The organism is Pseudomonas sp. TMW22089 (assembly GCF_022496645.1).
Taxonomy (GTDB): domain Bacteria; phylum Pseudomonadota; class Gammaproteobacteria; order Pseudomonadales; family Pseudomonadaceae; genus Aquipseudomonas; species Aquipseudomonas paraversuta.
In genome coordinates this window covers 143,477-169,499 of record NZ_SCFG01000007.1, presented here as the reverse complement: position 1 = coordinate 169,499, position 26,023 = coordinate 143,477, and the positions used below count along the sequence as shown (strand labels likewise).

At 58.0% G+C, this 26,023-nt stretch carries 20 protein-coding genes; 7 read left to right on the top strand and 13 right to left on the bottom strand.

Translation table 11 applies throughout. The features are described from left to right. Nucleotide 1: 1 nt before the first annotated feature. From hisC to mtnA, 5 genes are all read right to left on the bottom strand, one after another. Nucleotides 2-1,114 (bottom strand): histidinol-phosphate transaminase, encoded by a 1,113-nt coding sequence (hisC, locus tag EQV90_RS09705; RefSeq protein ID WP_240878036.1) that lies wholly within the window; start codon nt 1,112-1,114, stop codon nt 2-4. Between the two features lie 11 nt (nt 1,115-1,125). Beyond that, on the bottom strand, nt 1,126-2,220 hold the full coding sequence (gene pheA / locus EQV90_RS09700; protein ID WP_003447098.1) for a prephenate dehydratase: 1,095 nt from the start codon (nt 2,218-2,220) through the stop codon (nt 1,126-1,128). Continuing rightward, nucleotides 2,220-3,305: a 3-phosphoserine/phosphohydroxythreonine transaminase gene (serC, locus tag EQV90_RS09695; protein WP_003447088.1), complete on the bottom strand. Its 1,086-nt coding sequence runs from the start codon at nt 3,303-3,305 to the stop codon at nt 2,220-2,222. The genes pheA and serC overlap by 1 nt, the downstream gene beginning before the upstream one ends. A gap of 169 nt (nt 3,306-3,474) precedes the next feature. Then, a complete protein-coding gene (gyrA, locus tag EQV90_RS09690; RefSeq protein ID WP_003447086.1) occupies nt 3,475-6,138 on the bottom strand; it encodes a DNA gyrase subunit A in 2,664 nt (887 codons plus the stop codon). A 402-nt stretch (nt 6,139-6,540) separates the two neighbouring features. Continuing rightward, nucleotides 6,541-7,617: an S-methyl-5-thioribose-1-phosphate isomerase gene (mtnA, locus tag EQV90_RS09685; RefSeq protein WP_240878035.1), complete on the bottom strand. Its 1,077-nt coding sequence runs from the start codon at nt 7,615-7,617 to the stop codon at nt 6,541-6,543. A 108-nt stretch (nt 7,618-7,725) separates the two neighbouring features. Here mtnA and EQV90_RS09680 point away from each other — a divergent pair, with 108 nt between their 5' ends. The 4 genes from EQV90_RS09680 (at nt 7,726) to EQV90_RS09665 (ending at nt 11,278) form a co-directional block, all read left to right on the top strand. Then, a complete protein-coding gene (locus EQV90_RS09680; protein WP_240878034.1) occupies nt 7,726-9,057 on the top strand; it encodes a TRZ/ATZ family hydrolase in 1,332 nt (443 codons plus the stop codon). A gap of 64 nt (nt 9,058-9,121) precedes the next feature. After that, nucleotides 9,122-9,820 carry a bifunctional 2-polyprenyl-6-hydroxyphenol methylase/3-demethylubiquinol 3-O-methyltransferase UbiG gene (gene ubiG / locus EQV90_RS09675; RefSeq protein WP_003447081.1) on the top strand — a complete coding sequence of 233 codons (699 nt, stop codon included), beginning with the start codon at nt 9,122-9,124 and terminating at the stop codon, nt 9,818-9,820. 3 nt (nt 9,821-9,823) lie between these two features. Then, on the top strand, nt 9,824-10,495 hold the full coding sequence (gene mupP, locus EQV90_RS09670; protein ID WP_003447078.1) for an N-acetylmuramic acid 6-phosphate phosphatase MupP: 672 nt from the start codon (nt 9,824-9,826) through the stop codon (nt 10,493-10,495). Between the two features lie 42 nt (nt 10,496-10,537). Then, complete coding sequence (locus EQV90_RS09665) at nt 10,538-11,278, top strand: YciK family oxidoreductase (RefSeq protein ID WP_003447076.1); 741 nt, start codon at nt 10,538-10,540, stop codon at nt 11,276-11,278. A gap of 86 nt (nt 11,279-11,364) precedes the next feature. Here EQV90_RS09665 and EQV90_RS09660 read toward each other — a convergent pair whose 3' ends face one another. From EQV90_RS09660 to EQV90_RS09630, 7 genes are all read right to left on the bottom strand, one after another. Beyond that, nucleotides 11,365-12,150, bottom strand: coding sequence for an iron-containing redox enzyme family protein (locus EQV90_RS09660; RefSeq protein WP_003447075.1), 786 nt, complete (start codon nt 12,148-12,150; stop codon nt 11,365-11,367). A 45-nt stretch (nt 12,151-12,195) separates the two neighbouring features. Then, complete coding sequence (locus EQV90_RS09655; RefSeq protein WP_240878033.1) at nt 12,196-14,655, bottom strand: EAL domain-containing protein; 2,460 nt, start codon at nt 14,653-14,655, stop codon at nt 12,196-12,198. 133 nt (nt 14,656-14,788) lie between these two features. Then, the gene (locus EQV90_RS09650; protein ID WP_240878032.1) at nt 14,789-16,606 is read right to left on the bottom strand and encodes an ABC transporter ATP-binding protein; all 1,818 of its coding nucleotides are present in this window, start codon (nt 16,604-16,606) and stop codon (nt 14,789-14,791) included. After that, the gene (locus EQV90_RS09645) at nt 16,599-17,234 is read right to left on the bottom strand and encodes a DsbA family protein (RefSeq protein ID WP_003447069.1); all 636 of its coding nucleotides are present in this window, start codon (nt 17,232-17,234) and stop codon (nt 16,599-16,601) included. Before EQV90_RS09645 ends, EQV90_RS09650 begins: the two co-directional genes overlap by 8 nt. A 1-nt stretch (nt 17,235) precedes the next feature. Next, nucleotides 17,236-18,174, bottom strand: a complete 939-nt coding sequence (locus EQV90_RS09640) for a rhodanese-related sulfurtransferase (protein ID WP_003447067.1) — start codon at nt 18,172-18,174, stop codon at nt 17,236-17,238. A gap of 112 nt (nt 18,175-18,286) precedes the next feature. After that, nucleotides 18,287-18,583 carry a BolA family protein gene (locus tag EQV90_RS09635; protein ID WP_003447065.1) on the bottom strand — a complete coding sequence of 99 codons (297 nt, stop codon included), beginning with the start codon at nt 18,581-18,583 and terminating at the stop codon, nt 18,287-18,289. An 11-nt stretch (nt 18,584-18,594) separates the two neighbouring features. Next, on the bottom strand, nt 18,595-19,110 hold the full coding sequence (locus tag EQV90_RS09630; RefSeq protein WP_003447063.1) for a DUF2059 domain-containing protein: 516 nt from the start codon (nt 19,108-19,110) through the stop codon (nt 18,595-18,597). A gap of 194 nt (nt 19,111-19,304) precedes the next feature. Between EQV90_RS09630 and EQV90_RS09625 the strand changes: the two genes are divergently transcribed. Continuing rightward, nucleotides 19,305-20,696, top strand: a complete 1,392-nt coding sequence (locus EQV90_RS09625; protein WP_003447061.1) for a class II fumarate hydratase — start codon at nt 19,305-19,307, stop codon at nt 20,694-20,696. Between the two features lie 96 nt (nt 20,697-20,792). On the opposite strand, the gene pap is transcribed toward EQV90_RS09625, so the two are convergent. Next, nucleotides 20,793-22,307, bottom strand: a complete 1,515-nt coding sequence (gene pap / locus EQV90_RS09620; protein ID WP_240878031.1) for a polyphosphate:AMP phosphotransferase — start codon at nt 22,305-22,307, stop codon at nt 20,793-20,795. 139 nt (nt 22,308-22,446) lie between these two features. Between pap and mnmC the strand changes: the two genes are divergently transcribed. Together mnmC and EQV90_RS09610 are read left to right on the top strand one after the other, a co-directional pair. Next, nucleotides 22,447-24,423, top strand: coding sequence for a bifunctional tRNA (5-methylaminomethyl-2-thiouridine)(34)-methyltransferase MnmD/FAD-dependent 5-carboxymethylaminomethyl-2-thiouridine(34) oxidoreductase MnmC (gene mnmC, locus EQV90_RS09615; protein WP_160627111.1), 1,977 nt, complete (start codon nt 22,447-22,449; stop codon nt 24,421-24,423). Between the two features lie 279 nt (nt 24,424-24,702). Further along, nucleotides 24,703-25,485: a response regulator transcription factor gene (locus tag EQV90_RS09610; protein ID WP_240878030.1), complete on the top strand. Its 783-nt coding sequence runs from the start codon at nt 24,703-24,705 to the stop codon at nt 25,483-25,485. Nucleotides 25,486-26,023: the final 538 nt, after the last annotated feature.

Sequence of the window (26,023 nt, the reverse complement as noted above, 5' to 3'; positions counted from 1 at the left end):
ATCAACCACAAGCAAGAACCTTGGCCAGCGCCTCAAGCAGACGGGTATTTTCCGCCGGCAGACCAATAGTGATGCGCAGGTGGTTCGGCATACCGTAATTGGCCACCGGACGCACAATCACACCTTCACGCAACAGCCCCTGATAAACCGGGGCGGCCACTTGACCGAGATCCACCGCAATGAAATTACCGCGGGATGGAATCCAGCCCAGACCCAGCTCACGAAAACCGTCCAGCAACTGCTGCATGCCCGCCTCGTTAAGACGGCGGCTTTCAGCCAGATAGTCAGCATCCTGCAGCGCAGCACAGGCCGCAGCCAGCGCCAGACTGTTGACATTGAAGGGCTGACGAACCCGATTCAGCACATCCGCCACAACCGTTGTCGACAGGCTATAACCAACCCGCAAGGCAGCCAGACCATAAGCCTTGGAAAACGTACGAGAGACCAGCAGATTAGGATAGGCCGAGAGAAACTCCAGACCGTCCGGCAGCTCGCCGCCTTCCGCATATTCGATATAGGCCTCATCCAGCACCACCAGAACCCGCCCGGGGACGTCCTGCAAAAACTCGTTCAGTGCATCAACACCAAACCAGGTCCCGGTAGGGTTATTCGGATTGGCGATGAAAACCACCCGGGTATCACTGTCAATCGCCTCAAGCATGGCAGGCAGGTCATGCCCCCAGTCCTTGGCCGGCACTACTCGCGCCTGTGCACCCACCGCCTGGGTCACAATCGGATACACCGCGAAGGCATGCTCGCTGAACACGGCATTCAGGCCCGGCGCCAGATAGGCCCGGGCCACCAGCTCCAGAATATCGTTGGAGCCGTTGCCCAGGGTCACCTGATCGAGTTGCACACCGCAACGCTCAGCCAGCAAGCTCTTGAGGGCAAAACCGTTACCATCCGGATAGCGGGTCAGCTCCGCCAGTTCATTGCGAATCGCTTCCAGCGCCTTCGGACTTGCCCCCATAGGATTTTCATTGCTCGCCAGCTTGACGATGGTGGCCGGATCAATCTCCAGCTCACGCGCCAGCTCATCCACAGGCTTGCCCGGGACGTAAGGCGAAAGTTGTTGTACGCCCGGCTGCGCCAGGGCGAGAAAATCACCGCTCATGTATGACCGCCTCAGAGAACCGCTTTCGGGTAGGAACCCAGCACTTTAAGCGCCACTGCTTCTTGACTGATTTGCTCCAGAACACTTTTGACCAAAGGGTCACGGTGATGGCCAGCAAAATCGATGAAGAATACATAGGTCCATTTACCGCTACGCGAAGGACGCGTCTCGATACGTGTCAGATCGATCCCGTTCTCATGGAACGGCACCAGCAATTCATGCAGGGCGCCCGGACGGTTGCTCATTGATACGATAATCGATGTTTTATCATCGCCGGTCGGCGGCACTTCCTGACTGCCGATCATCAAGAATCGCGTCGAGTTGTCAGGGCGATCCTCAATTTTTTCCGCCAGTCGGGTCAAACCATAGAGGCCTGCAGCCATATCGCCGGCTATCGCTGCCGAATTCCACTCACCCTTGACCCGCTTGGCCGCCTCGGCATTGCTCGACACAGCAACCCGCTCGACGTTCGGATAATGCGCATCCAGCCACTTACGGCACTGGGCCAGCGACTGGGCATGGGAGTAAATACGGCTGATGCTGTCGGTCTTGGTGTTTTCACCGACCAGCAGGTGATGGTGGATCCGCAGCTCAACTTCGCCACAGATAACCATGTCGTGCTCGAGAAAACTGTCCAGCGTGTGGTTCACAGCACCTTCAGTGGAGTTCTCCACCGGCACCACGCCAAAGTTGACGGCGCCTGCCGCCACTTCACGAAACACCTCGTCGATCGCCGCCATCGGCTTGCTGATGACCGCGTGCCCGAAGTGCTTCATTGCTGCAGCCTGGGTGAAGGTACCTTCCGGCCCGAGGTAAGCCACTTTCAGTGGCTGCTCCAGCGCCAGGCACGAAGACATGATTTCGCGAAACAGACGCGCCATCTCTTCGTTACCCAACGGACCTTTGTTGCGCTCCATTACCCGCTTGAGCACCTGAGCCTCACGCTCGGGCCGATAAAATACCGGCACTTCGCCTTCAGCCAGGCTTGCCATTTTTACCCGCGCCACTTCCTGGGCGCAGCGGGCACGCTCGCTGATCAGCTCCAGAACCTTTTCGTCCAGGCTGTCGATGCGCACGCGCAGCGCCTTAAGCTCTTGCTCGGACATTAGCCGTGTTCCTTCTCAAACTCTGCCATGTAAGCCACCAGCGCGTTAACCGCAGTAATGTCCACAGCGTTATAAATCGAAGCCCGCATGCCACCCACCGAGCGATGCCCTTTGAGGTTCAACAACCCGCGCGCTTCAGCACCCACCAGGAACGGCTTGTCGAGACGATCGTCAGCCAGACGGAACGGCACGTTCATCCACGAGCGGTCGGTCTTGTTGATCGGGTTGCTGTACAGGCCGCTGGCGTCAATGAAGTCATACAGAGTACGTTTTTTGACTTCGTTAAGCTTGCCGATGGCCTCTACACCACCCTGCTCTTTGAGCCACTCGAACACCAGGCCGGACAGATACCAGGCCAGCGTCGGAGGCGTGTTGTACATCGAGCCGTTGTCTGCCGCGACCTTGTAGTCGAGCATCGTCGGGCAGATCGAGCGCGCCCGGCCCAGCAGGTCTTCACGAATGATGTTGACCACAATACCGCTCGGACCGATGTTTTTCTGGGCGCCGGCGTAGATCATGCCGAAGCGGGAAATATCGACCGGACGCGACAAAATGTCAGAAGACATGTCGGCAACCAGCGGCACATCGCCCGTTTGCGGAATCCAGTCGAATTCCAGGCCGCCAATGGTTTCATTGGGCGCGTAATGAACGTAGGCCGCGTCTTTCGACAGGTTCCATTCATTCTGACCGGGAATCGCGAAGTAATCGTAAGGCTTGGCGCTGGCAGCCACATTGATGTGGCCAAAGCGCGAACCTTCCTCAATGGCTTTTTGCGACCAGATACCGGTATCGATGTAATCCGCCTTGCCATTTTCCGGCAGCAGATTCAGCGGGATCTGGGCAAATTGCTGGCTTGCGCCACCCTGCAGAAACAGGACTTTGTAGTTCGAGGGAATAGACAGCAGGTCACGCAGATCCTGCTCAGCCTTGGTCGCAATGGACACGAACTCATCGCTGCGATGGCTCATTTCCATGACCGAGAGGCCCTTGCCATGCCAGTCGAGCAACTCGGACTGGGCACGCAACAGGACAGCTTCAGGCAGCGCAGCAGGACCTGCGCAGAAGTTATAGGCTCGTTTGCTCACATCCACTCTCACTCTGATTTGGTGGGTCACGCAATAAATCAATTATCGACACATTGTTCAATGTGAGGGCTTGCAGGCGACTGCGGTGCAACAGTCACTCATCGCGAGCAATATCGCCTCCACACATACAACAAGGGGGCGAATCTTCATCCGCCCCCTGTGTACCCGCTTATTCCTGCGGCTCTTCTTCGTCAGCGCCAGCCTCTAGCGGCTGCTCGTCGTCGACGCCATCGTGGATGACCTCATCATCGAGCTCAACACCACCATCAACCTCACCTTCAAGCTCTTCACCTTCGACTTCCGACGGCTCCTGAACCCGCTCCAGCCCGACCAGCGTTTCATCGCTGGCCAGCTTGATCAAGGTGACGCCCTGGGTATTGCGACCCAGGCTCGACACTTCATCGACACGGGTACGCACCAGGGTGCCCTGATCGGAGATCAGCATGATCTCTTCGCCATCAAGCACCTGAACGGCACCGACCAGACGGCCGTTACGGTCGTTACTGACCATGGCGATAACGCCCTGACCGCCACGCTTGTACTCAGGGAACTCGCTGATCGCAGTCCGCTTGCCATAACCACGCGCCGAAGCGGTGAGGATCTGGCTGCCTTCTTCAGGAATCAGCATCGAAATCAGCTTCTGACCTTCTGGCAGACGCATGCCGCGAACACCGCGGGCCGTACGACCCATGGCACGCACGTCGGACTCTTTAAAGCGAGTCACCTTGCCGCCATCGGAGAACAGCATGACTTCGCGCTCACCATCGGTAATCGCGGCACTGATCAGTACGTCACCTTCGTCCAGCTCCAGCGCAATCAAGCCCACGCTGCGTTGACGGCTGAAGGATTCGAGCGGGGTCTTCTTCACGGTACCGTTAGCGGTTGCCATAAAGATGAAGTGCCCCTCGGTGTAATCCTCCACCGGCAGCATGGTGGTGATGTATTCACCCTCACCCAACGGCAGCAGGTTAACCAGCGGACGACCACGCGCAGCACGGGATGCTTCAGGGATTTCGTAGGTTTTGAGCCAGTACACCTTGCCTTTGCTGGAGAACAGCAAGAGCGTGGTGTGACTGTTGGCAACCAGCAGGTGAGCGATGTAGTCCTCATCCTTGACGCCAGTAGCCGATTTACCTTTACCGCCGCGACGCTGAGCCTGGTACGCAGCCAATGGCTGAGTCTTGGCGTAGCCACCGTGGGAAATGGTCACCACACGCTCTTCTTCCGGGATCATGTCACCGAGGGTCAGGTCGAGACGGTGATCCAGAATTTCGGTACGACGAACGTCGCCGTATTCCGCACGAATGACTTCCAGCTCCTCGCGGATCACTTCCATCAAGCGCACGGCGCTATTGAGGATGCGGATCAGCTCACCGATCTGGTTGAGGATTTCCTGGTACTCGGCCAGCAGCTTCTCGTGCTCAAGACCGGTCAGACGGTGCAAGCGCAGCTCAAGAATGGCTTGCGCCTGCTCTGGCGACAGGAAGTACTTGCCTTCACGCAGGCCGTATTGCGGATCCAGGTTGTCAGGGCGGCACGAATCCGCACCGGCACGCTCGACCATCGCCACTACCGCACTGGACTCCCAAGGCGTGCTGATCAGCGCTTCCTTGGCTTCAGACGGAGTTGGCGAAGCCTTGATCAATGCAATGACCGGGTCGATGTTGGACAGGGCAACCGCCTGACCTTCAAGGATGTGGCCACGCTCACGGGCTTTGCGCAGTTCGAAAACAGTACGACGGGTAACCACTTCACGACGGTGACGAACGAAGGCTTCCAGCAGATCCTTAAGGTTGAGGATCCGCGGGCGTCCGTCGATCAGCGCAACGATGTTGATACCGAACACCGCTTGCAACTGGGTCTGGGCATACAGGTTATTGAGAATAACCTCCGGCACTTCACCGCGACGCAGTTCGATTACAACACGCATACCGTCTTTGTCGGACTCGTCACGCAGTTCGGTGATGCCTTCGAGCTTCTTCTCTTTAACCAGCTCGGCGATCTTCTCGATCAAGCGCGCCTTGTTCAACTGGTACGGGAGCTCGGTGATCACGATCTGCTGACGGCCACCGACCTTGTCGATGTCTTCAATCATCGAGCGGGCACGCATGTAAATGCGGCCACGACCGGTGCGATAGGCTTCGATGATGCCGGCGCGACCGTTGATGATTGCTGCGGTCGGGAAGTCCGGGCCCGGAATGAACTGCATCAGTTCATCGATGCTCAGTTCCGGGTTGTCGATCAGCGCCAGGCAACCGTCGATCACTTCACCGAGGTTGTGCGGCGGGATATTGGTGGCCATGCCCACAGCGATACCGCTGGAGCCGTTGACCAACAAGTTGGGAATACGGGTCGGCATGACGGCCGGGATCATTTCCGTGCCGTCGTAGTTCGGCACCCAGTCCACGGTCTCTTTGTGCAAGTCAGCCAGCAGTTCGTGGGCCAACTTGGTCATGCGCACTTCGGTGTATCGCATGGCCGCAGCGTTGTCGCCGTCGACCGAACCGAAGTTGCCCTGACCGTCTACCAGCAGGTAGCGCAGAGAGAATGGCTGAGCCATTCGAACGATGGTGTCGTAAACCGCGGTATCACCATGCGGGTGATACTTACCGATTACGTCACCGACCACACGGGCAGATTTCTTGTACGGTTTGTTCCAGTCGTTGTTCAGTTCGCTCATCGCAAACAACACACGCCGGTGCACGGGCTTCAAGCCATCGCGTGCATCAGGCAGTGCCCGCCCGACAATTACGCTCATCGCGTAGTCGAGATAGGACTGTTTCAGCTCGTCTTCGATATTGACCGGGAGGATTTCTTTGGCCAGTTCGCCCATGAGAAGCCTGATTCCTTTTTCGGGTGAAACTTCGCCACATCCATTCGGGACGAACGAAGCTCGCCGCTGCTGACCAAGTGCCATGCAGCGACTTACGACAAATCAACGAGTTATGCCACGGATTTGCGCAGTAAGGGCAACCCTTGCGGACTACCCTGGAAACCGCCGAATGTTATCACAAACGCCGCTACGCACCTATCCCCCAGATGCGCATGGAGCGTAGTAATTGGACAGGTTGTGGGCCTGAGCGTGCCCAGAGAGGCTCTGGAAGCGATTCAAGGGGTAAGCGGAGCAGATTCTGCAGCTGCAAACGCAGGCTGCAATCCGGTACGCAGGACCTTCAACAACAGCGCGGCCTTGCAACCCGGCGCAACCTTCGCCAACACCTGCAGGTGCAATTTATCAATGCAATCGCTTGCGACACATCAGTTGCGCCATTTTTGCCGCATCCGGACGCTCGACGATGCCCTTCTCGGTAACAATCACATCGATCAGATCGGCCGGTGTCACATCAAATACCGGATTGAATGTCTGCACAGGCGCACCGACACAGTGGCCGCCCACCTCCAGCAACTCACTGGCGTCACGCTCCTCGATAGGGATGTCGTCACCACTGGCCAGCTCCATATCGATGGTTGAACTTGGCGCCACCACCATAAAGCGCACACCGTGATGCATGGCATTTACCGCCAGCTGGTAAGTGCCAATCTTGTTTGCCACATCGCCATTGGCAGTGATCCGGTCAGCGCCGACTATCACCCAGGTCACGCCCTTGGTTTTCATGATGTGTGCCGCAGCCGAGTCAGCATTGAGCACCACCGGGATGCCCTCATTCGCCAACTCCCAGGCAGTCAGTCGCGAGCCCTGCAACCAGGGCCGGGTTTCGTCGGCGTAGACCTGCTCGATCATGCCTTCCAGCCAGGCAGCCCGAATCACGCCCAGCGCGGTACCAAAACCGCCCGTGGCCAGGGCACCGGTGTTGCAATGGGTCAGTACGGTCTGAGCGTTGCCCTGATGACGGCGAATCACATCGACGCCCAACTGCGCCATGGTCAGATTGGCCTCGCGATCACTTTCATGAATCGCCACAGCCTCGGCCTCAAGTATGTGCAGAACATCGGCCCTGGCTTTGGCACGATTCAAACGATCACGCATGCGATTGAGTGCCCAGGACAAATTCACTGCGGTGGGCCGGGCGTCCGCCAGCAGCGCGAAGTCCTCTTCCAGTGCCCCGACCCAATCGCCACCCGCAGCCTTGCGTACACGCGCCGCAAGCACTACGCCATACGCAGCTGCGATGCCGATCGCCGGTGCACCACGCACCACCATGGCGCCAATAGCCTGGGCCACTGCTTCGGCACTGGTATGGGCCAGCCAGCTCTCATCAAAAGGCAAACTGCGCTGATCCAGCAGGTACAGGGCCTCACCCCGCCAATCGATGGCCTTTACCTTTTCTGCCGCCAACAGTCGATCGCGCATGCCTACCCCTATCACACAGATACAAAGCCGCCGATTATAGCGAGCCCACCTTTAAGACGCTCGGGTATACTTCGCCTCCTTTTAATATCGCACTGGAAGCCGTTTTCGATGCCCACCCTGCCCCTGTCCCTCGACCTGTTGCTGCTGCCCACCTGGCTGGTGCCCGTAGAGCCAGCCGGGGTGGTACTCAAGGACCATGGGGTGGGCATCGCGGACGGGCGCATCGTGTTCATCGGCCCGCGCCTCGAAGCCTTGAAACATACCGCCCGCGAAACCCGTGAGCTGCCTGACATGTTGCTCACCCCCGGTCTGGTCAATGCCCACGGCCACGCGGCCATGACCCTGTTCCGCGGCATGGCCGATGACCTGCCATTGATGACGTGGCTGGAACAGCATATCTGGCCCGCCGAGACCAAATGGGTGGATGAAGACTTCGTGCGCGACGGCACCGATCTGGCCATTGCCGAGCAACTCAAGGGCGGCATCAGCTGTTTCAGCGATATGTACTTTTATCCCCGGACCGCCTGCGAGCGCGTGCATAACAGTGGCATTCGTGCCCAAATCGCCATTCCGGTTCTCGACTTTCCGATTCCCGGCGCAAGCTCGGCCGATGAAGCATTGCGCCAGGCCGTCGAGCTGTTTGGCGACCTGAAGCACCATCCGCGGATCAAAATCGCCTTCGGACCGCACGCCCCCTATACCGTGGGGGACGAGAACCTGGAAAAAGTCCGGGTAATGGCCGATGAACTGGATGCTGCAATCCAGATGCACGTCCACGAAACCGCTTTCGAAGTGCAACAGGCCGTCGAGCAACATGCCGAACGCCCGATAGCCCGCCTGGCCCGACTGGGCTTGCTGGGGCCACGCTTTCAGGCCGTGCACATGACCCAGATCAGCGATGCCGACCTGGCAATGCTGGTAGAAAGCAACGCCAGCGTGATTCATTGCCCCGAATCCAACCTCAAACTGGCCAGCGGCTTCTGCCCGGTCGAGCGTTTGTGGCTGGCAGGGGTCAATGTCGCGGTTGGCACCGACGGTGCTGCCAGCAATAATGATCTGGACCTGCTGGGCGAAACCCGCACCGCCGCACTGCTGGCCAAAGCCGTGGCAGGCTCGGCCACCGCACTGGACGCCCATCGCGCCTTGCGCATGGCAACGCTCAACGGAGCCCGGGCACTGGGCCTGGATAATGACATCGGTTCGATCGAGTCTGGCAAAGCTGCCGACCTGGTAGCTTTCGATCTGAGCGGGCTGGCCCAGCAACCGGTTTACGACCCTGTCTCGCAACTGATCTACGCCACTGGCCGCGACTGTGCAAAACACCTGTGGGTCGGGGGCAAACACTTGCTCGATGATGGCAAACTGACCCGAATGGACGAGCAACAGCTCTGCGCAACCGCCAAGGCCTGGGGCCAGCGCATCAGCAGCCAACCCCATTGATTCAAGACCTTCAGGCCTGTGCCTGAAGTAATACCAGGATTTTTCAGCTTTAGAGGATTTACCCATGAGCAACGTCGACCACGCCGAGATCGCTAAATTCGAAGCGCTTGCCCATCGCTGGTGGGATCGTGAAAGCGAGTTCAAACCCCTGCACGACATCAACCCGCTGCGCCTGAACTGGATTGACGAACGCGTGCAGCTGGCCGGGAAAAAAGTGCTCGACGTCGGCTGCGGCGGCGGCATTCTCAGTGAGTCCATGGCCCAGCGCGGCGCAACCGTAACCGGCATAGACATGGGCGAAGCCCCGCTGGCAGTGGCACAACTGCATCAGCTTGAATCGGGCGTGAATGTTGAATACCGCCAGATCACGGCTGAAGAACTGGCCAACGAAATGCCCGGGCAGTTCGACGTCGTTACCTGCCTTGAAATGCTCGAGCACGTTCCAGACCCGGCATCCGTAATCCGCGCCTGCTACCGCATGGTCAAGCCGGGTGGCCAAGTGTTCTTCTCCACCATCAACCGCAACCCGAAAGCCTATCTGTTCGCAATTATCGGCGCTGAATACATCATGAAGCTGATCCCGCGCGGGACCCACGACTTCAAGAAATTCATCCGCCCTTCCGAACTGGGTGCCTGGAGCCGCCAGGCCGGCCTGAGCGTCAAGGACATCACCGGCCTGACCTACAACCCGCTGACCAAGCACTACAAGCTGGGCGCCGATGTCGACGTCAACTACATGATCCAGACCCTTCGCGAGGAGTGACCCATGCGTTTAAGAGCAGTTCTTTTTGACATGGACGGCACCCTGCTCGATACCGCGCCGGACTTTATCGCCATCTGCCAGGCCATGCGCGCCGATCGCGGGCTAGCGCCCATTGACGACAAGCTGATTCGCGACGAGATCTCCGGCGGGGCTCGGGCCATGGTCGCAGTGACCTTCAGCATGGACCCTGAAGCTCCGGGGTTCGAGGAACTGCGCCTTGAATTCCTCGAGCGCTATCAACAGGACTGTGCGGTACACACCAAGCTGTTCGATGGCATGGAACAACTGCTGGCCGACATTGAACAGGCCCACCTGGTCTGGGGCGTCGTGACCAACAAGCCCGTGCGCTTTGCCCAACCAATCATGGAGCGGCTGGGCCTGGCGGAACGCTCTGCGGTACTGATCTGCCCGGACCACGTGAGCCGCAGCAAACCCGACCCCGAGCCAATGATTCTCGCCTGCAAGATGCTCAACCTTGACCCGGCCAGCGTTCTGTTTGTCGGCGATGACCTTCGCGACATCGAATCCGGCCGCGATGCCGGTACCAAGACCGCCGCCGTACGCTTTGGCTACATTCACCCCGACGACAACCCCGACCACTGGGGCGCCGACGTAGTGGTCGACCACCCGAGCGAACTGCGCAAAGTACTGGATAACGCGATGTGCAGTTGCTGACAGCGGGCGCAGAACGATCTTTGATTTCTGTTGAGGTTTTTTATGTTTGATTATTCCGCTCGCCCCGACCTGCTTCAGGGCCGGGTGATTCTGGTGACCGGTGCCGGCCGCGGTATCGGCGCTGCAGCAGCCAAAACCTATGCCGCGCACGGGGCTACCGTGCTGCTGCTGGGTAAAACCGAGTCCAATCTGAGCCAGGTGTACGACGAAATAGAAGCTGCTGGCCACCCGCAACCCGCAGTCATTCCTTTCAATCTCGAAACCGCCCAGCCCCATCAATACGATGAGCTGGCCGCCATGATCGAAAACGAGTTCGGCCACCTTGACGGCCTGCTGCACAACGCCTCGATCATTGGACCGCGCACGCCCCTGGAACAACTCTCGGGCGAAAACTTCATGCGGGTTATGCAGGTAAACGTAAACGCCATGTTTATGCTCACCAGCACCCTGCTGCCACTGCTCAAATTGTCCCAGGACGCATCGGTTATTTTCACCTCCAGCAGCGTAGGCCGCAAAGGCCGCGCCTATTGGGGGGCTTATGGGGTTTCGAAATTTGCCACCGAAGGCTTGATGCAAACCCTGGCCGACGAAGTCGATGGCGTGGCAGCCGTACGCTCCAACAGCATCAACCCGGGCGCGACCCGCACCAGCATGCGGGCCCTGGCATACCCGGGTGAGAACCCGCTGAACAACCCGGAACCACAAGCCATCATGCCGGTTTACCTGTACCTGATGGGGCCGGACAGCACCGGCGTAAACGGCCAGGCATTCGACGCGCAATAACGAATCGGCCAACAAAAAAACCGCAGCTGGCGAATGAATGCCAGCTGCGGTTTTTTTATAGACCCGGGCAAGTCAATCCCCCGGGATCAGCCCTCAACCAATTCCGGACGCTTGCGCACCACCGGCTTTTTTTCATACTGCAGACAGCTTTGCAAAAACAGATACTTGTAGTCATAGCTCTTGCAAACGGCTTTACGCAGCTCGGTTTGCAACGCTTCACTGGGATTCATCCCCGCCAGGGTGCAAATAATCTCCAGCGCTTCCCAAGGGTGCTCATCATCGTACTGAGCGTGCATCTTCAGCCATTTCATGGCGCGCTTGCGCCCTTCTGCCGGCAGCGACTCCTCATAAACGTTTTGTGAACACACCACGGCAGCCCACTCGCCCACGGCGCCTTCAATGGCATAGTTGGTCGCGGCCATGGATACCGCCAGCGAATCCGCAGTGCAGGTATGCCAGCACCAGTCGTTCAGCGCCTGAAACTCGAACGGTATGTCCTGGGCATTCATGTCAGCAAGGCTGACGCCATGGGCATTGGCCCAGTTGACCCAGTAATCGGCGTGGTTCAGTTCGACCCGAATGTTGCGAATCAGCCAACGGCGGGCCATGTCTTCCCCGGGATGACGCCCATAACGGGTTTTCCCCAGGTTATGCCCCATGTACAACGAAAACTGTTCTACCACCGGCCATCCGCCAATGAGGTACAACCGCATGATTGTCGGGCTCAGCGTGTTATCACGCATGCGTGCATAAACCTCATGCTCGACGACACGGCGCTTGCTCTCGCTACAGTCGCGGATCAGCTTTTGAGCCCACTTGGGATAGCTGGTCGCTTCCATAAGAGGCCCGGTACGTACAAATGCATCCATCACAATCAAGTTCCTTCTCAGAGGTGATTTACAAAATCGGACACCTCATCAACGCAAAGTGCCCGGCAACTTCAAAGCCAGGGCTTTGGGGCGTACAGGTCGAGTCCACAAGCTGTCACAGGTAAACAATTGTGGGCGCTCAACTATATATCCCTGAGCATAGTCGACCCCGATCTCAATCAATGCCTGTTCAATCTGAGGACTTTCAACAAACTCGGCAATTGTCCGCTTACCCATAACGTGCCCTATATGATTGATCACCTCAACCATTGCCCGATTAATGGGGTCATCCAGCATATCCCTGACGAAACTGCCGTCTATTTTCAAATAGTCCACAGGCAAATGTTTCAAGTAGGCGAACGAAGACATCCCGGCGCAAAAGTCATCCAGGGAAAAGTGACAGCCCAGCCCTTTAAGTTCATTTATGAAGCGGATGGCACTGCCCAAGTTGGCAATTGCACTGGTTTCGGTAATTTCAAAAAAGATCAGCTCGGGTGCCACGCCATAACATTCAAATTGCTCGAGCAAAAAAGCCAGGAACTCATCATCGCCTATGGTCGACCCCGAGAGGTTAATGGCACACATCGCCATTGAATGTTCTGCCCGCGGCGCCGAGCACCGAGAAATAATCTTGAATACGTTTTCCACAACCCAACGGTCAATCGAAGCCATCAGACCATAACGCTCGGCAGCCGGAATAAAACTGTCAGGCAAGATCAGGCCGCCACTGCCATCGCTCAGGCGCAACAGGATTTCAATGTGCCCGCCGCCTTCCGGGGCCCGCCCCAATGGAGCGATCTCTTGCGCATAAAGGCAAAACAGGTTTTCTTCCAGCGCCACGTGCAAGCGCTGTACCCATGCCATTTCACCAAAGCGCAGTGACAACTCTGAATCATCCGCATGGTAGACCTGAACCCGGTTACGCCCCTTTTCCTTGGCCATGTAGCAAGCCATGTCCGCCGCACGCATTGAGGCTTCCAGGGTCACCGGGGCTTGCTGGATATGCACCAGACCGATACTGATGGTGTTCAGGAACGGGCGTCCCTTCCACGCGAAGTGCAGCCTTTGTACGGTCTGGCGCAAACCCTCGGCAATTTTTTCAGCGGCATCGGCCGGGCAATTTTCCAGCAGGATACCGAACTCATCTCCCCCAAGACGCGCCAGCGTATCGCCCTCACGCAAACCCGAATGCAGCAATGCACAAATATGCCGCAACAACTCGTCACCCGCAGCGTGGCCACAGGTGTCGTTGACCAGCTTGAACTGGTCCAGATCAAGAAACATCAATGCGTGCCGGCCTTGCTGTCGCGCCAGATTCTGCAACACCAGCTCCAGCCGATATTCAAACTCGCGACGATTGGCCAGGCCGGTGAGTGCATCGTGGGTCGCCTGCCAGGACAAGTTGGCAATGTATTGGCGCTCACGGGTCATGTCATGCAGCACCAGCACCGCACCGCTCACCTTGCCGGCATGCAGGATTGGCGCCCCCACCAGTGCCACGGAAACCGTACTGCCGTCCGTGCGCTGAATCAGTTTTGAATGTTCACTGGTATTACCCAACTGGCCGCCGAGAATGCGGTCTATCAGTTTGAAACCATCATCAAGGACATTTTCGTCGAGCAACTTGAACAATGCGGCCAAGGGTACGCCTTGCGCCTGCCCGGACTTCCAGAGCGTCAACTGTTCCGCGGCCGGATTCATATAAGTGATGGAACCGCTTACATCCGTACTTATTACCCCGTCACCAATAGATTCAAGGGTGATTTGCGCCCGCTCTTTTTCAACCTGCAGGGCTTCGGCAAACTCCCGGCTCTGGCTCAACACTTTGTGGGTGCGCAGTAAAGCCAAAAGAATCAGCCCCAGCGCCGTCGCGAAATTGATGATGACCAACAATTTCAGAATAAATCGCGAGCCCTCACCCAGTGCATCACTAAAGGCTTTGGCCGGCGGGGCGACACTTTCATTGATCCGCGAGATAGCGGACTGCCAGCCTGCTACGTCAGCGGCGCTGGCTTGATTGGCATTGAGACTGCGGTGAATTTCCTGCGCCAGATCATCCAGTTTTATCAGGTATTGATCACCCACACTCCACTTCTCAATGGCTGTGCGCGTATAGCTGAAATCATGGAAATAACGATAAAACCAGATAATGCTCGAGACATCCTCAGGGCTATTACCCCCTTGCAGAATGCCCTCGCGCGCCTCGGCAAGGTCTGGAGGTGACTGATCCAGTGCCATGCGCAGCCGGTGTCCGCCCTGGGGCACCTTGATCGCTTGCAGATACTTCTCGAAAACCGCCGGATCGCGGTTGTCGGCATACAGATGGAGGTAGTAAATGGCGTCTTTCTGTCCTTTGGACCACAGACTTTCGCCTGCGACATAGCCCCGCACCGCTGAGAGCATATAAAGACTGAGACAACCCAATAGCGCCTGAAACAGCACGACCGCAATAAAGGGCCAGACGATTCCCAAAAGGCGTGGGGTACCGAGGGGACGCTTGTGCTTCATGAGTTCCCTTTATCACAGGCTGGCAGAAGAAAACCGGAGAAAATCCCTCAAGCAAGTTGAGCCTAGGCTAGTTTATGACCCGTATGAGGATCACTGGCGCCAGCCACACTTGAAAAGTCCGGTGCCCTCGCCGTCAGCTCTGCTGCAATTGCCCGTACAGCCTGGCGTAGAGCCCTCCCTCTGCAAGTAGCTGCTGGTGATCACCATCTTGCGCAATACGTCCGCCATCAAACACAAGCACGCGGTCTGCCTGTTTTACCGCAGATAAACGGTGGGCAATGATTAAAGTCGTGCGCCCACTCAAAAATTTTTCCAAAGCGTGATGCAGGTTGTATTCGGTGGCGGCATCCAGTGCGCTGGTAGCCTCATCGAGGATCACTACCCTGGGTTCGGCCAGCACCATTCGCGCAATCGCCATACGTTGACGCTGACCTCCGGACAACCGCACCCCGGAGCGCCCGACTATGCTGTCCAGCCCCTGGGGCAGCTGGCGTACGATGCCGTCCAGCTGGGCGATTTCCAGAGCACGCCAGCACGCCTCATCCGTACGCTCGCGGCCCATGGTCAGGTTGGCCCGCACGCTGTCGTTGAACAGCGCCGGGTGCTGCAGCACCACGGCCACATGTTCACGGATGGTTTCCAGGCCGATCTCGGCCTGGCTCGCACCGGCGAAATGGATACTGCCCGACTGCGGCGTGTAGAGCCCCAGCAGCAATTGCACCAAAGTGCTTTTACCGCCGCCGCTGGTGCCCACAATGGCCACCTTCTCACCCGCGGCGATGGTCAGATTCAATCGATCGAGAATCTTCTCGTCGCCGTAGCTGAAGCTCAGGTCGCGCACTTCGATATCAACGGTCTGACGCCCTGAAAACGGATCAACGCCACCGCGGTACTGCGGCTCGTCGCGCCGCGCCAGCAACTGGTTGATCCGGGTCATGGCACCGCTTGCGGCGTAGAAAGCGTACTGCAAGTTGAGCAGCTGCTCGACAGGCCCGATCATGAACCACAGGTAGCTGAACACCGCGAGCATCTGGCCGATGGACAGATCCGAAAACAGCACCGTCAGCATTGCCGCGGCACGGAAAATATCGATGCCGAACTGGAACAACAGGCCACTGGCCCGGTTCGAGGCATCACTTTTCCATTGGGATGACGTGGCAAAATCGCGCACTTCCCGGGCCCGATTCCCCAAGCGACCGAGGAAATAGCCCTGACGATTGCCGGCACGGACTTCCTGAATGGCATCCAGGGTTTCAGTGAGCGCCTGGGTAAAACGCGCAGTGCTGTCGTTCTCCAGCTTTTTGAGGTGTTTGACGCGTTTGCCCAACTGCACGGTGGCGTAAATCACCAACGGGTTGAACAGTAAAATCAAAAGGGCCAGCTGCCAGTGCATCCACAACAAAATCGCTGACGTGCCGACCAAGGTCAGCATCGCAATCAGAAACCGGCTCAAGGTTTCGCCGACGAACTTGTCGAGGGTGTCCAGGTCGGTGACCAGATGCGTGGTCACCGTACCGCTGCCCAGACTTTCATACTCGGCCAGCGAGATGCGCTTCAGACGCTCGATCAGGCGCAACCGGATGCGAAACACTATGTCTTTGGACAGACGGGAAAACAGCCGGGCCTGCAGCACGTTAAACAGCAAGGCACCGCAGCGCAGCAGCAGCGTCACGAAAAGCATCAGGCCTATGTAACCCGGCGCACTTTGCCAGGCGGCTGGCAGCCAGTGGTTCATGACTTTGAGCGCTGCATCACCGTTGCCCAGCAGCACTTCATCAACCAGCAACGGCAACAACAATGGAATCGGCACGCTGCACAGCGTGGTCAGGACCGCCACGCCATTGGCGAGCCACAGGGCTTTTTTATGGCGCAGGGCCAGACCACGGATTTCCTTCCAGCTCAGGCGATCTGTGGTCTCGGGCGCCGGCGTTGCCGGGCCGGAATCAAGCACGCTTGGCGCGTTCAAGCCAACGGCCCAGCAGGTCGGAGACAGGCTCCAGAGCCTGATAACCATTGGTCAGCAATGCCAGCTGACCGTCACGTTCAGCAAGCAGGGTGGGGAATCCGGCGATCCCCAGATCCTGGACCCAGGTAAAGTCGGCAGCGGTGGCTGTGTGCTGCTCGGCGCTGTCGAACGCGGCAGCGAACTCGATACGCGGCAACCCCGCCGTCTGCGCCAGTTCAGCCAGCACACTGGCCTGGGTCACATCACGACCTTGCACATAAAAAGCCTGCTGAATCAGTTTCAGCAACCGCCACGCGCAATCGGGCGCCAGACTGCGCGCCGCCACAATGGCCCGGCATGCAGGCTCACAGTCGTAGACAAAACCATCGGGCAAGGCACCTTCGATCGTGAACGGCTGCCCGGTGGCATCGGTCACCGCCTGCCAGTGCTCAAGGATATAGCGTCGAGTTGCAGGCTCCAGGGCCGCGCCGCTGCCGGTGCGCAAGCCTCCGACCACCAGGTGCAAATCCACCCCCGCAGCCTGCGCCTGCTCAACCAGAGCCTCAACGATGGGGGCAAAACCCCAGCACCACGAACACATCGGGTCCATCACATAGAGCAGGCGCGCGGACATATCAGGCCTCGGCCGGTTTACGGTAGTTGTGGCCAATCGGATGCGGCTGATTGCGGGCCTTGGCCAGGTCAATCTGTTTTTGCCGGTCAATGGCGCTGCGGCGGGTTTTTTCGCTCAGTTTGTCCCAGCAATGCGGGCAGCTGATACCCGGCTGATAATGCTCGGATTCACGGTCAGCGATGCTGATCGGCGTGCGGCAGGCATGACACTGATCGTATTCACCTTCACTCAGGTCGTGACGCACGGTGACCCGGTTATCAAACACGAAGCAGTCGCCCTGCCACTTGGTTTCTTCCAGCGGCACCTCTTCGAGGTACTTCAAAATCCCGCCCTTGAGGTGATAAACCTCGTCGAAGCCCTGGCTGAGCATGTAGCTCGAAGCCTTTTCACAACGAATGCCGCCGGTGCAGAACATCGCGACTTTCTTGTGTTTGGCCGGGTCGAAATTGGCTTTGATGTAGTCAGGAAATTCGCGAAAACTGGTGGTTTTCGGGTCGATCGCGCCTTCAAATGTACCAATCGATACTTCGTAATCATTCCGGGTATCGATCAGCAACACCTCCGGATCGCTGATCAGCGCGTTCCAGTTCTCGGGGTCGACATAGGTTCCGACTTTTTTGTTCGGGTCTACGCCTTCAACACCGAGGGTGACGATTTCTTTCTTGAGCTTGACCTTGGTCCGGTAGAACGGCTGGTCATCGCAGTAGGATTCTTTGTGGTCAATATCCACCATGCGCGGATCGGACCTGAGCCAGGCCATCAGCCCGTCAATGCCTTCACGACTACCGGAAACAGTACCGTTGATACCTTCTTCGGCAATCAGCAAAGTGCCCTTGACCCCGTTGTCGACCATGGCCTTGAGCAAAGGCTCACGCAGCTCGACGTAATCTTCCAGGGTGACGAATTTGTACAGTGCAGCTACCACAATCGGCGCAGTCATCGCATATATCTCCAGGTGGCTACCCTCGTAAAGGGTGAACCGGATGCAAAAAAAACGCGCCGACTGAGCGGCGCGTTGCGGATTCTAGCAAAAAGCAGGCTTAACAAGCCACTTAGTGCCCACCGCCGGCACAGGTCGGCGAGGCCGGGGCTGTACCGATTTTCGCCCATTCATCAGGCGTATAGGTATGCAAAGCCAGCGCATGGAACTCGCCCATCAGGTCACCCAGGGTGGCGTAGACCTTTTGGTGACGCTTGACACTGTTGAGCCCGGAAAACTGCTCGCTGACCACCACCGCCTTGAAGTGGGTCTGCAACCCACGACTGTGCATATGGCTTTCATCCAGCACGTTCAGGTGCTCGGGCTGCAAGGCGCCCAGCGCCGCTTCGATACGATGTTGCATGCTCATTCAGGCTCCGCTTACTTCTTCTTGGCCGGGGCCGCTTTTGGCTCCAGCTGGACAGTCATGTCTTCCAGCAGTTTGTTGACCACAGGCACCGCGCTTTCCAGCTTGGCCTGAGTCATTTGTGCCGATTGCTGAGTCAGCTGCGGCATTTTTTCCAGTACTTTCTTGCCCAGGGGCGATTGATAGAAAGCAACCAGATCCTTGAGTTCGGATTCGCTGAAGTTGGTGGTGTAAAGCTTGACCATGTCAGGCTTCAGTTTGTCCCAGCCAATAGCCTGGTCCAGAGCGGTGTTGGCTTTGGCCTGGTAGGTTTCCAGCAGGGCTTTCTTGGAAGCCGGTGCCTTGGTCTGCTCAAAACGTTGGGCGAACATTTGCTGCACTTGCATGTACACCGGGGTACCCAGCTTGTCGGCATGTGCCAGCTTGAGGAATGTTTCAGCAGTGGCAGCGTGACTGGCGGTATCGGCGAAAACCTGGCCACTGGCGCAAACCAGAGCTACCGCAGTACAGATGGCGCGAAGACGGGTCATCGAGTTTCCTTTTCTAGCAAGCGAGGACGAACCCCAAGGGCGCCCATTCTGCGCCTAAAAAACTCCGGCACTCAACCCCGGGCCTGATCAGAGGTATTCAACAATCAGATCAAAGCCTCTAAAACCAAAGTTTGAACCTATGGGGCAATTCACCGCCTAAGCTCACTGATCAACCCCTATGGAGAGAGAACCCGATGAGCCGTATCGAAACCGACAGCCTGGGTGAAGTGAACGTTCCGGATGAGGCCTACTGGGGTGCTCAGACCCAGCGCTCGCTGATCAACTTTGCCATCGGCAACGAGAGAATGCCGCTGGCCGTGCTGCATGCATTGGTGTTGATCAAGAAGGCAGCGGCGCGGGTAAATGATCGCAATGGCGACTTGCCTGCCGACATTGCCCGCCTGATCGAGCAGGCCGCCGACGAAGTGCTGGACGGCGAATACGACGATCAATTCCCTCTGGTGGTGTGGCAAACCGGCAGCGGCACGCAAAGCAACATGAACGCCAACGAAGTGATTGCCGGCCGAGCCAACGAACTGGCGGGCACAGGCCGGGGCGGCAAGTCTCCGGTTCACCCGAACGACCATGTCAATCGTTCACAAAGTTCGAACGACTGCTTCCCGACCGCGATGCATATTGCCGTGGCCAAAGCAGTCCACGAGCATCTGTTACCGGCCATCAATGAGTTGTCCGGCGGCCTGGCCGAATTGTCGGCACGGCATATGAAACTGGTGAAAACCGGCCGCACCCACATGATGGATGCCACCCCGATCACGTTCGGCCAGGAAGTATCGGCCTACATCGCGCAACTCGATTACGCCCAGGGCGCCATTCTCGCTGCATTGCCAGCCGTGTACGAGCTGGCCCAGGGCGGTACGGCTGTGGGCACCGGCCTCAACGCGCCCCACGGCTTTGGTGAAGCCATTGCCGCAGAACTGGCCGCCTTGTCCGGCTTGCCGTTTGTAACTGCGCCCAATAAATTTGCCGCGCTGGCCGGGCATGAGCCTCTGACCAACCTGTCCGGCGCACTTAAAACCCTGGCCGTGACCTTGATGAAACTGGCCAACGACTTCCGCTTGCTGGGCTCGGGGCCGCGGGCAGGCATAGCCGAAATCAAACTGCCGGCCAATGAACCAGGCAGCTCGATCATGCCGGGCAAGGTCAATCCGACCCAGTGCGAGGCACTGTCGATGCTGGCATGCCAGGTCATGGGCAATGATGTAACCATCGGCTTTGCCGCCAGCCAGGGCCACCTGCAATTGAACGTGTACAAGCCGGTGATCATTCACAACCTGCTGCAATCCATCCAGTTACTGGCGGACGGCTGCAGCAACTTCCAGAAACATTGCGTCACCGGCCTTGAAGCCGATGCCGGCAAAATGGCTGAACACCTGGAGCGCGGCCTGATGCTGGTGACAGCCCTGAACCCGCATATCGGTTATGACAAGTCTGCCGAAATTGCGAAAAAGGCCTACGCAGAAAACCTGACCCTGCGCGAAGCCGCCCTGGATCTGGGCTACCTTACCGATGCCGAGTTCGATCAATGGGTACGGCCGGAAAACATGCTGGGTTCCGGCAAGCACTGAGCCGGCGGGGCTCGCCCTGCCCTGTAGTTGATTGACGAGGGTGCATTGCTTGCTCAATGCACCCGGCGCCGACAACCATCACGGGCAAGCCCGCGCCTATTTTTTATGCTTCTTGTTGCGCTTGTCCTGCTTGTCAAAAGCGGCTTCAAGCGCATCATTGATGGTGCGCAGCACCTTGACCCGCGCCCAGCGCTTGTCGTTGGCCTCCACCAGGGTCCAGGGCGCAATCTCGGTGCTGGTACGATCGACCATGTCACACACGGCATTGCGATACAGGTCCCATTTTTCGCGGTTGCGCCAATCCTCTTCGGTAATTTTGAAGCGCTTGAACGGGATCTGTTCGCGGGCCTCAAAACGTTCCAGCTGGGTTTGTTTATCGATGGCCAGCCAGAACTTGACCACGATCACCCCGGCAGCGTGCAGTTGCTCTTCAAAATCGTTGATTTCGCCGTAAGCACGCATCCAGTCCGCCTGGGTACAAAAGCCTTCAACCCGTTCCACCAGTACCCGCCCATACCATGAACGGTCAAAAACCGTGAACTTGCTGCGCGCCGGAATCTGGCGCCAGAACCGCCAGAGGTAAGGTTGCGCCCGCTCGTCCTCGGAGGGGGCTGCAATCGGCACGATATTGTACTGGCGCGGGTCCAGTGCCGCCGCCACCCGCCGGATCGAGCCGCCCTTGCCCGCCGCATCATTGCCCTCAAACACCGTAATCAATGCATGGCGGCGCATGCGATTGTCGCGCATCAACCCCGACAGACGTGCCTGCTCGGTAATCAGCTGCTCCTGGTAATCATCTTTATCAAGCCGCCGGGTCAGGTCCAGGCAGTCCAGCAGGCTCAGCCCGTCAATGAGCTCGGGCAGCGGGGGAATATTGCTGGTCCGCACTCTGGACTTGGGCGCATTGAGTACCGCTTGCATGCCCTCCAGCAGGATTTTGCCGACGGTCAGACTGCGGTAATTGGGATCGACGCCCTCTACGATGTTCCACGGTGCATAGTCACGGCTGGTACGGCGAATGACCCGCTCGCCATAGCGCACGAACTTGTCATAGGTTTGCGACTGCTGCCAGTCCAGCGGACTGATGCGCCAGCTGTGCAGCGGGTCGTCCTTGAGGGCACTCAAACGGGCTTTCATCTGCTTCTTGGACAGGTGAAACCAGAACTTGAAGATCAATGCGCCTTCATCGGCGAGCATTTTCTCCAGGCGCTCGGCGCCATTGATTGCCTGGTCGAGGACTGCATTCTTGAACACGCCATGGACCCTGCCCTGGAGCATCTGGCTGTACCAGTTGCCAAAGAACACCCCCATGCGCCCCTTGGCCGGCAATTGTCGCCAGTAACGCCATGCCGGCGGGTGTGCCAGCTCTTCGTCGCTCTGACGGTCAAAGGTCCGCACCTCGATCAGTCGCGGGTCCATCCACTCGTTCAGCAGTTTGACCGTCTCGCCCTTCCCTGCACCTTCAATGCCATTGATCAATACGATGACTGCGCAGTTTTTCAGCTGCTGCAATTCGTACTGGGCCTCCAGCAAGGCCTCACGCAAGGCGGGAACTTCCTGATCGTAGGTTTCTTTATCGATAAAGTGACCGATTTCAGCGGATTCGAACATGGAAAGCTCCCTGGACAAGTGTCACAAGACTAGCGGATTGCTCATGCCTGCGCCGGAACAAACCGCATAACTTTGTCATGGGTCAGTGCCGCTGTTGCTGATCAGCTAGAATGGCCGCCTTGCCGTTGCCGAGCCGCACATGACTACTGAAATGCCCAATGCCCAGATTGACTGGGATGACCAAGGCCGCCCCCATTCACGGGTGTTTGATGACGTGTATTTTTCGGACAAGTCCGGTCTCGAAGAAACCCGTTATGTCTTTATTGAACAGAACGCCTTGCAGCAGCGTTTCTCTGCCCTGCCCGCCAATGAGCAACTGGTTATCGGCGAAACCGGCTTCGGCACGGGCCTGAATTTTCTGTGTGCCTGGCAGTTGTTTGATCAGGTCGCACACGCTGATGCACGCCTGCACTTTATTAGCGTCGAAAAATACCCCCTGACCCGTGAGGATTTGCAGCGAGCCCTCGCCCTATGGCCAGAGCTCGCCACCTACAGCGAACAATTGCTGGCCGCCTATTATGCGATTCACCCCGGGTTCCAGACCCTGACCCTGGCCAATGGCCGGGTCACCCTCACGCTGCTGATTGGCGATGTGCTGGAACAACTGCCGCAACTGGATGCGCGCATTGATGCATGGTTTCTCGACGGCTTTGCGCCGGCAAAAAATCCGCAGATGTGGACCCCGGAGCTGTTCGCGCAACTGGCTCGCCTGGCAGCACCAGACTCGACCATCAGTACCTTCACCAGCACCGGCTGGGTCCGCCGGGCGTTGAACGAAGCTGGATTCAAGATGCGTCGAACACCCGGCATCGGCCATAAATGGGAGATCCTGCGGGGAACCTTCGCCGGTTTGCCTGAGCATCCGTTGCCGAGCAGCGGCATCAAACCCTGGTACGCCCGCCCGCCCCGGGTCGGCGGTGAACGTAAAGCGCTGGTGATTGGCGGTGGTCTGTCGGGGTGCGCCACTGCCAACAGCCTGGCCCGCCGTGGATGGCAGGTGTGCTTGCTGGAGCGCCACGAGCGACTGGCCAAAGAGGCATCTGGCAATCCGCAGGGGGTGCTCTATCTCAAGCTTTCAGCCCACGGAACGACGCTGTCACAAATGATTGTCAGTGGTTTCGGTTACACCCGTCGCTTGCTGGAAAACCTGCAGCGCGGACGCGACTGGGATGACTGCGGCGTGCTGCAACTGGGCTTCAGTGCCAAGGAAGCCGAGCGCCAGGCGCAACTGGCTGCAGCCTTCCCCCCGGCACTGGTGCATTTGCTCGGCCAGCCCCAGGCACAGGCACTGGCCGGGATTGAACTGGCCCACGGCGGTCTGTTCTACCCCGAAGGTGGCTGGGTCCACCCTCCCGCGCTGTGCCGGTTCCAGGCCCTGCACCCCAATGTCCAGGTGCTGACCCACCATGACGTATTGCAACTGCACAGAGTCGAGGGCCAGTGGCAGGCCTGCCAGGATGACAAGGTGCTGGCCTGCGCACCGGTGGTGGTGCTGGCCGGTGCAGCAGAGGTCAAGCGTTTCCCCGCCAGCAGCGCACTGCCGCTCAAACGGATACGCGGGCAAATCACCCAACTCGCCCAAACCCCTGCCAGCAGCGTGCTCAAGACCGTGGTCTGCGCCGAGGGTTATGTGGCCCCTGGCCGGCTCGGCGAACATACCCTGGGGGCCAGTTTCGATTTCCATAACGAAGATTTGACCACTACCCCCGAGGGCCATCAGGGCAATCTGGATCTGCTGGAAGAAATTTCACCCGATCTGGCAACGCGACTGGGCGAGCAACTGGACCCCCAATCGCTGCAAGGCTGGGCCGCCTTTCGCTGCACCAGCCCGGACTACTTGCCGATCGTGGGCCCACTGGTTGAACCGCAGGCATTTGCCCTGGCATATGGCGCATTAAGCAAAGACGCCCGTCAGGTTCCGGATGCCCCCTGCCCCTGGCTGGAGGGCCTGTATGTGAATAGCGGCCACGGTTCCCGGGGCCTGATCACAGCACCCTTGTCCGGGGAAATGCTTGCCGCCTGGATCAACCACGAACCCATGCCCGTTCCCCGCAGTATCGCCGAGGCCTGCCACCCGGCCCGCTTCGCGGTGCGGGCATTGGTCAAAAGGCTGTAGCCGGCGGCAATCCGGCAGCGACCCGAATGCTGCCGCCAGGTTTTTTCTTGCGCCGCATACCTAGCTGATCAGCCCGACCTGAACGTCTGCCAGCCCTGACAAGGCTGGCGCGACGATTTGCCTGCCCAGTGCACAAAAATCGGGTCTGAAATTTTCATTGTTGAGAACTGGCCTGCAACTTCTGGAACATCTGGGCTCTGATCAGCCAGATTCCGTCTGACCAACTGCTCTACAATCCATGTCCGGCAAAACTTTAACTCGCCAAACATGGAGTAGCGTGTGTCTTATTTTTCGCCTCAAAAAAAAATACTTGTAGTCGACGACGACCTCTTCATTGTTGATGAGCTCTGCGAGTTTCTGGAAGGCAGTGGCTACACCTGTGTGCCCTGTCATTCCAGTCGCCAGGCCATTCAACTGTTCCACGACGACCCCTCGATCAGCCTGGTGCTGTGCGATTTACTGATGCCCGAATACGATGGTGTCGAACTGGTCCAGGCCTTGAGGCTGGTGGCAGGCAAGACCCGCGCCTTTGAGGCAATCATGCTGACCGGCCATGGCGACAAACAAGACGTAATCCGGGCCTTGCGTGAAGGCTTCTCTGATTACTACCAGAAGCCGGTGGATCTTCACGAGCTGCTGGCAGGCCTCAAGCGTCGGGAGAAAGCCCTTGACGATCGGCAAGCAGGTAACCAGGACCTTGGGCACCTGAGTCAGAAGCTGTATAGCCTGATCGATTCGATCAACGACCTGTCCAAGGATATCGGCAAGGCGCAGCAGGCCAGTGCCGCTACAAACCTGATTGCAGACAGGGCTAACTTCTGCGCCGAGGTAGCACCGAACGTCTTCGATCAACTGTCACCGCGCCAGCTGGAAGTTGCAAAACTGGTCAGTACGGGCCAGACAAACTTTCAGATTGCCTGTGAAATGGGTATTACAGAAAACACTGTAAAACTCTATGTATCACAAGTGTTGCGCCTGACTGATATAAGTAACCGGACACAATTGGCGCTGGCCCTTACCCCGGGCAACTCCAGATCCAACCCGCGAGCGCCAGCCTACTGAGCCATGCCAGAGCGAGATAGCGCCCCCTCTAAAAGATAAATCCGGCATTTTTTTGCCCGAACGCCTGTGTTGCCATCAGCATTTCATAGTCGCCCCCTGCCGCTTGAAATGTCCGGTTCGCGCAATGCCTGCCCGGGGTTTTTACTCCAGTGACACTTCAATTGCCTGTGAACAGCCCCGGCTTCAGTGCCCGGCGATCCACGATCAGGCTTCAGTAAAGCCGCCCGGCCTGTCTGTCAGCGCCCATCATCAAACCCTTGATACGGCTTGCCGCCGAACCAATACAACAGGCGCACCCATGCCTGCTTTTGGTGTTTTTTTGCTGCGCCGCAGCGAAACATATCCATGCATTTCGGCCTTTAGCCCAAGCCCGGCAAAGGACAAAACCAGCACCGCCGGTAAAGTTTTATTGAACGATCACGGCATGCAGGCACTCGAAAAACCCAGACTACTTACGGCGGCGCGCTCTGACTGCGCTTTTGCGCCGGAAGGATCGGGAGACAGGTCAGAGCGCTATGTCCGATCCGAAACAGGGCCT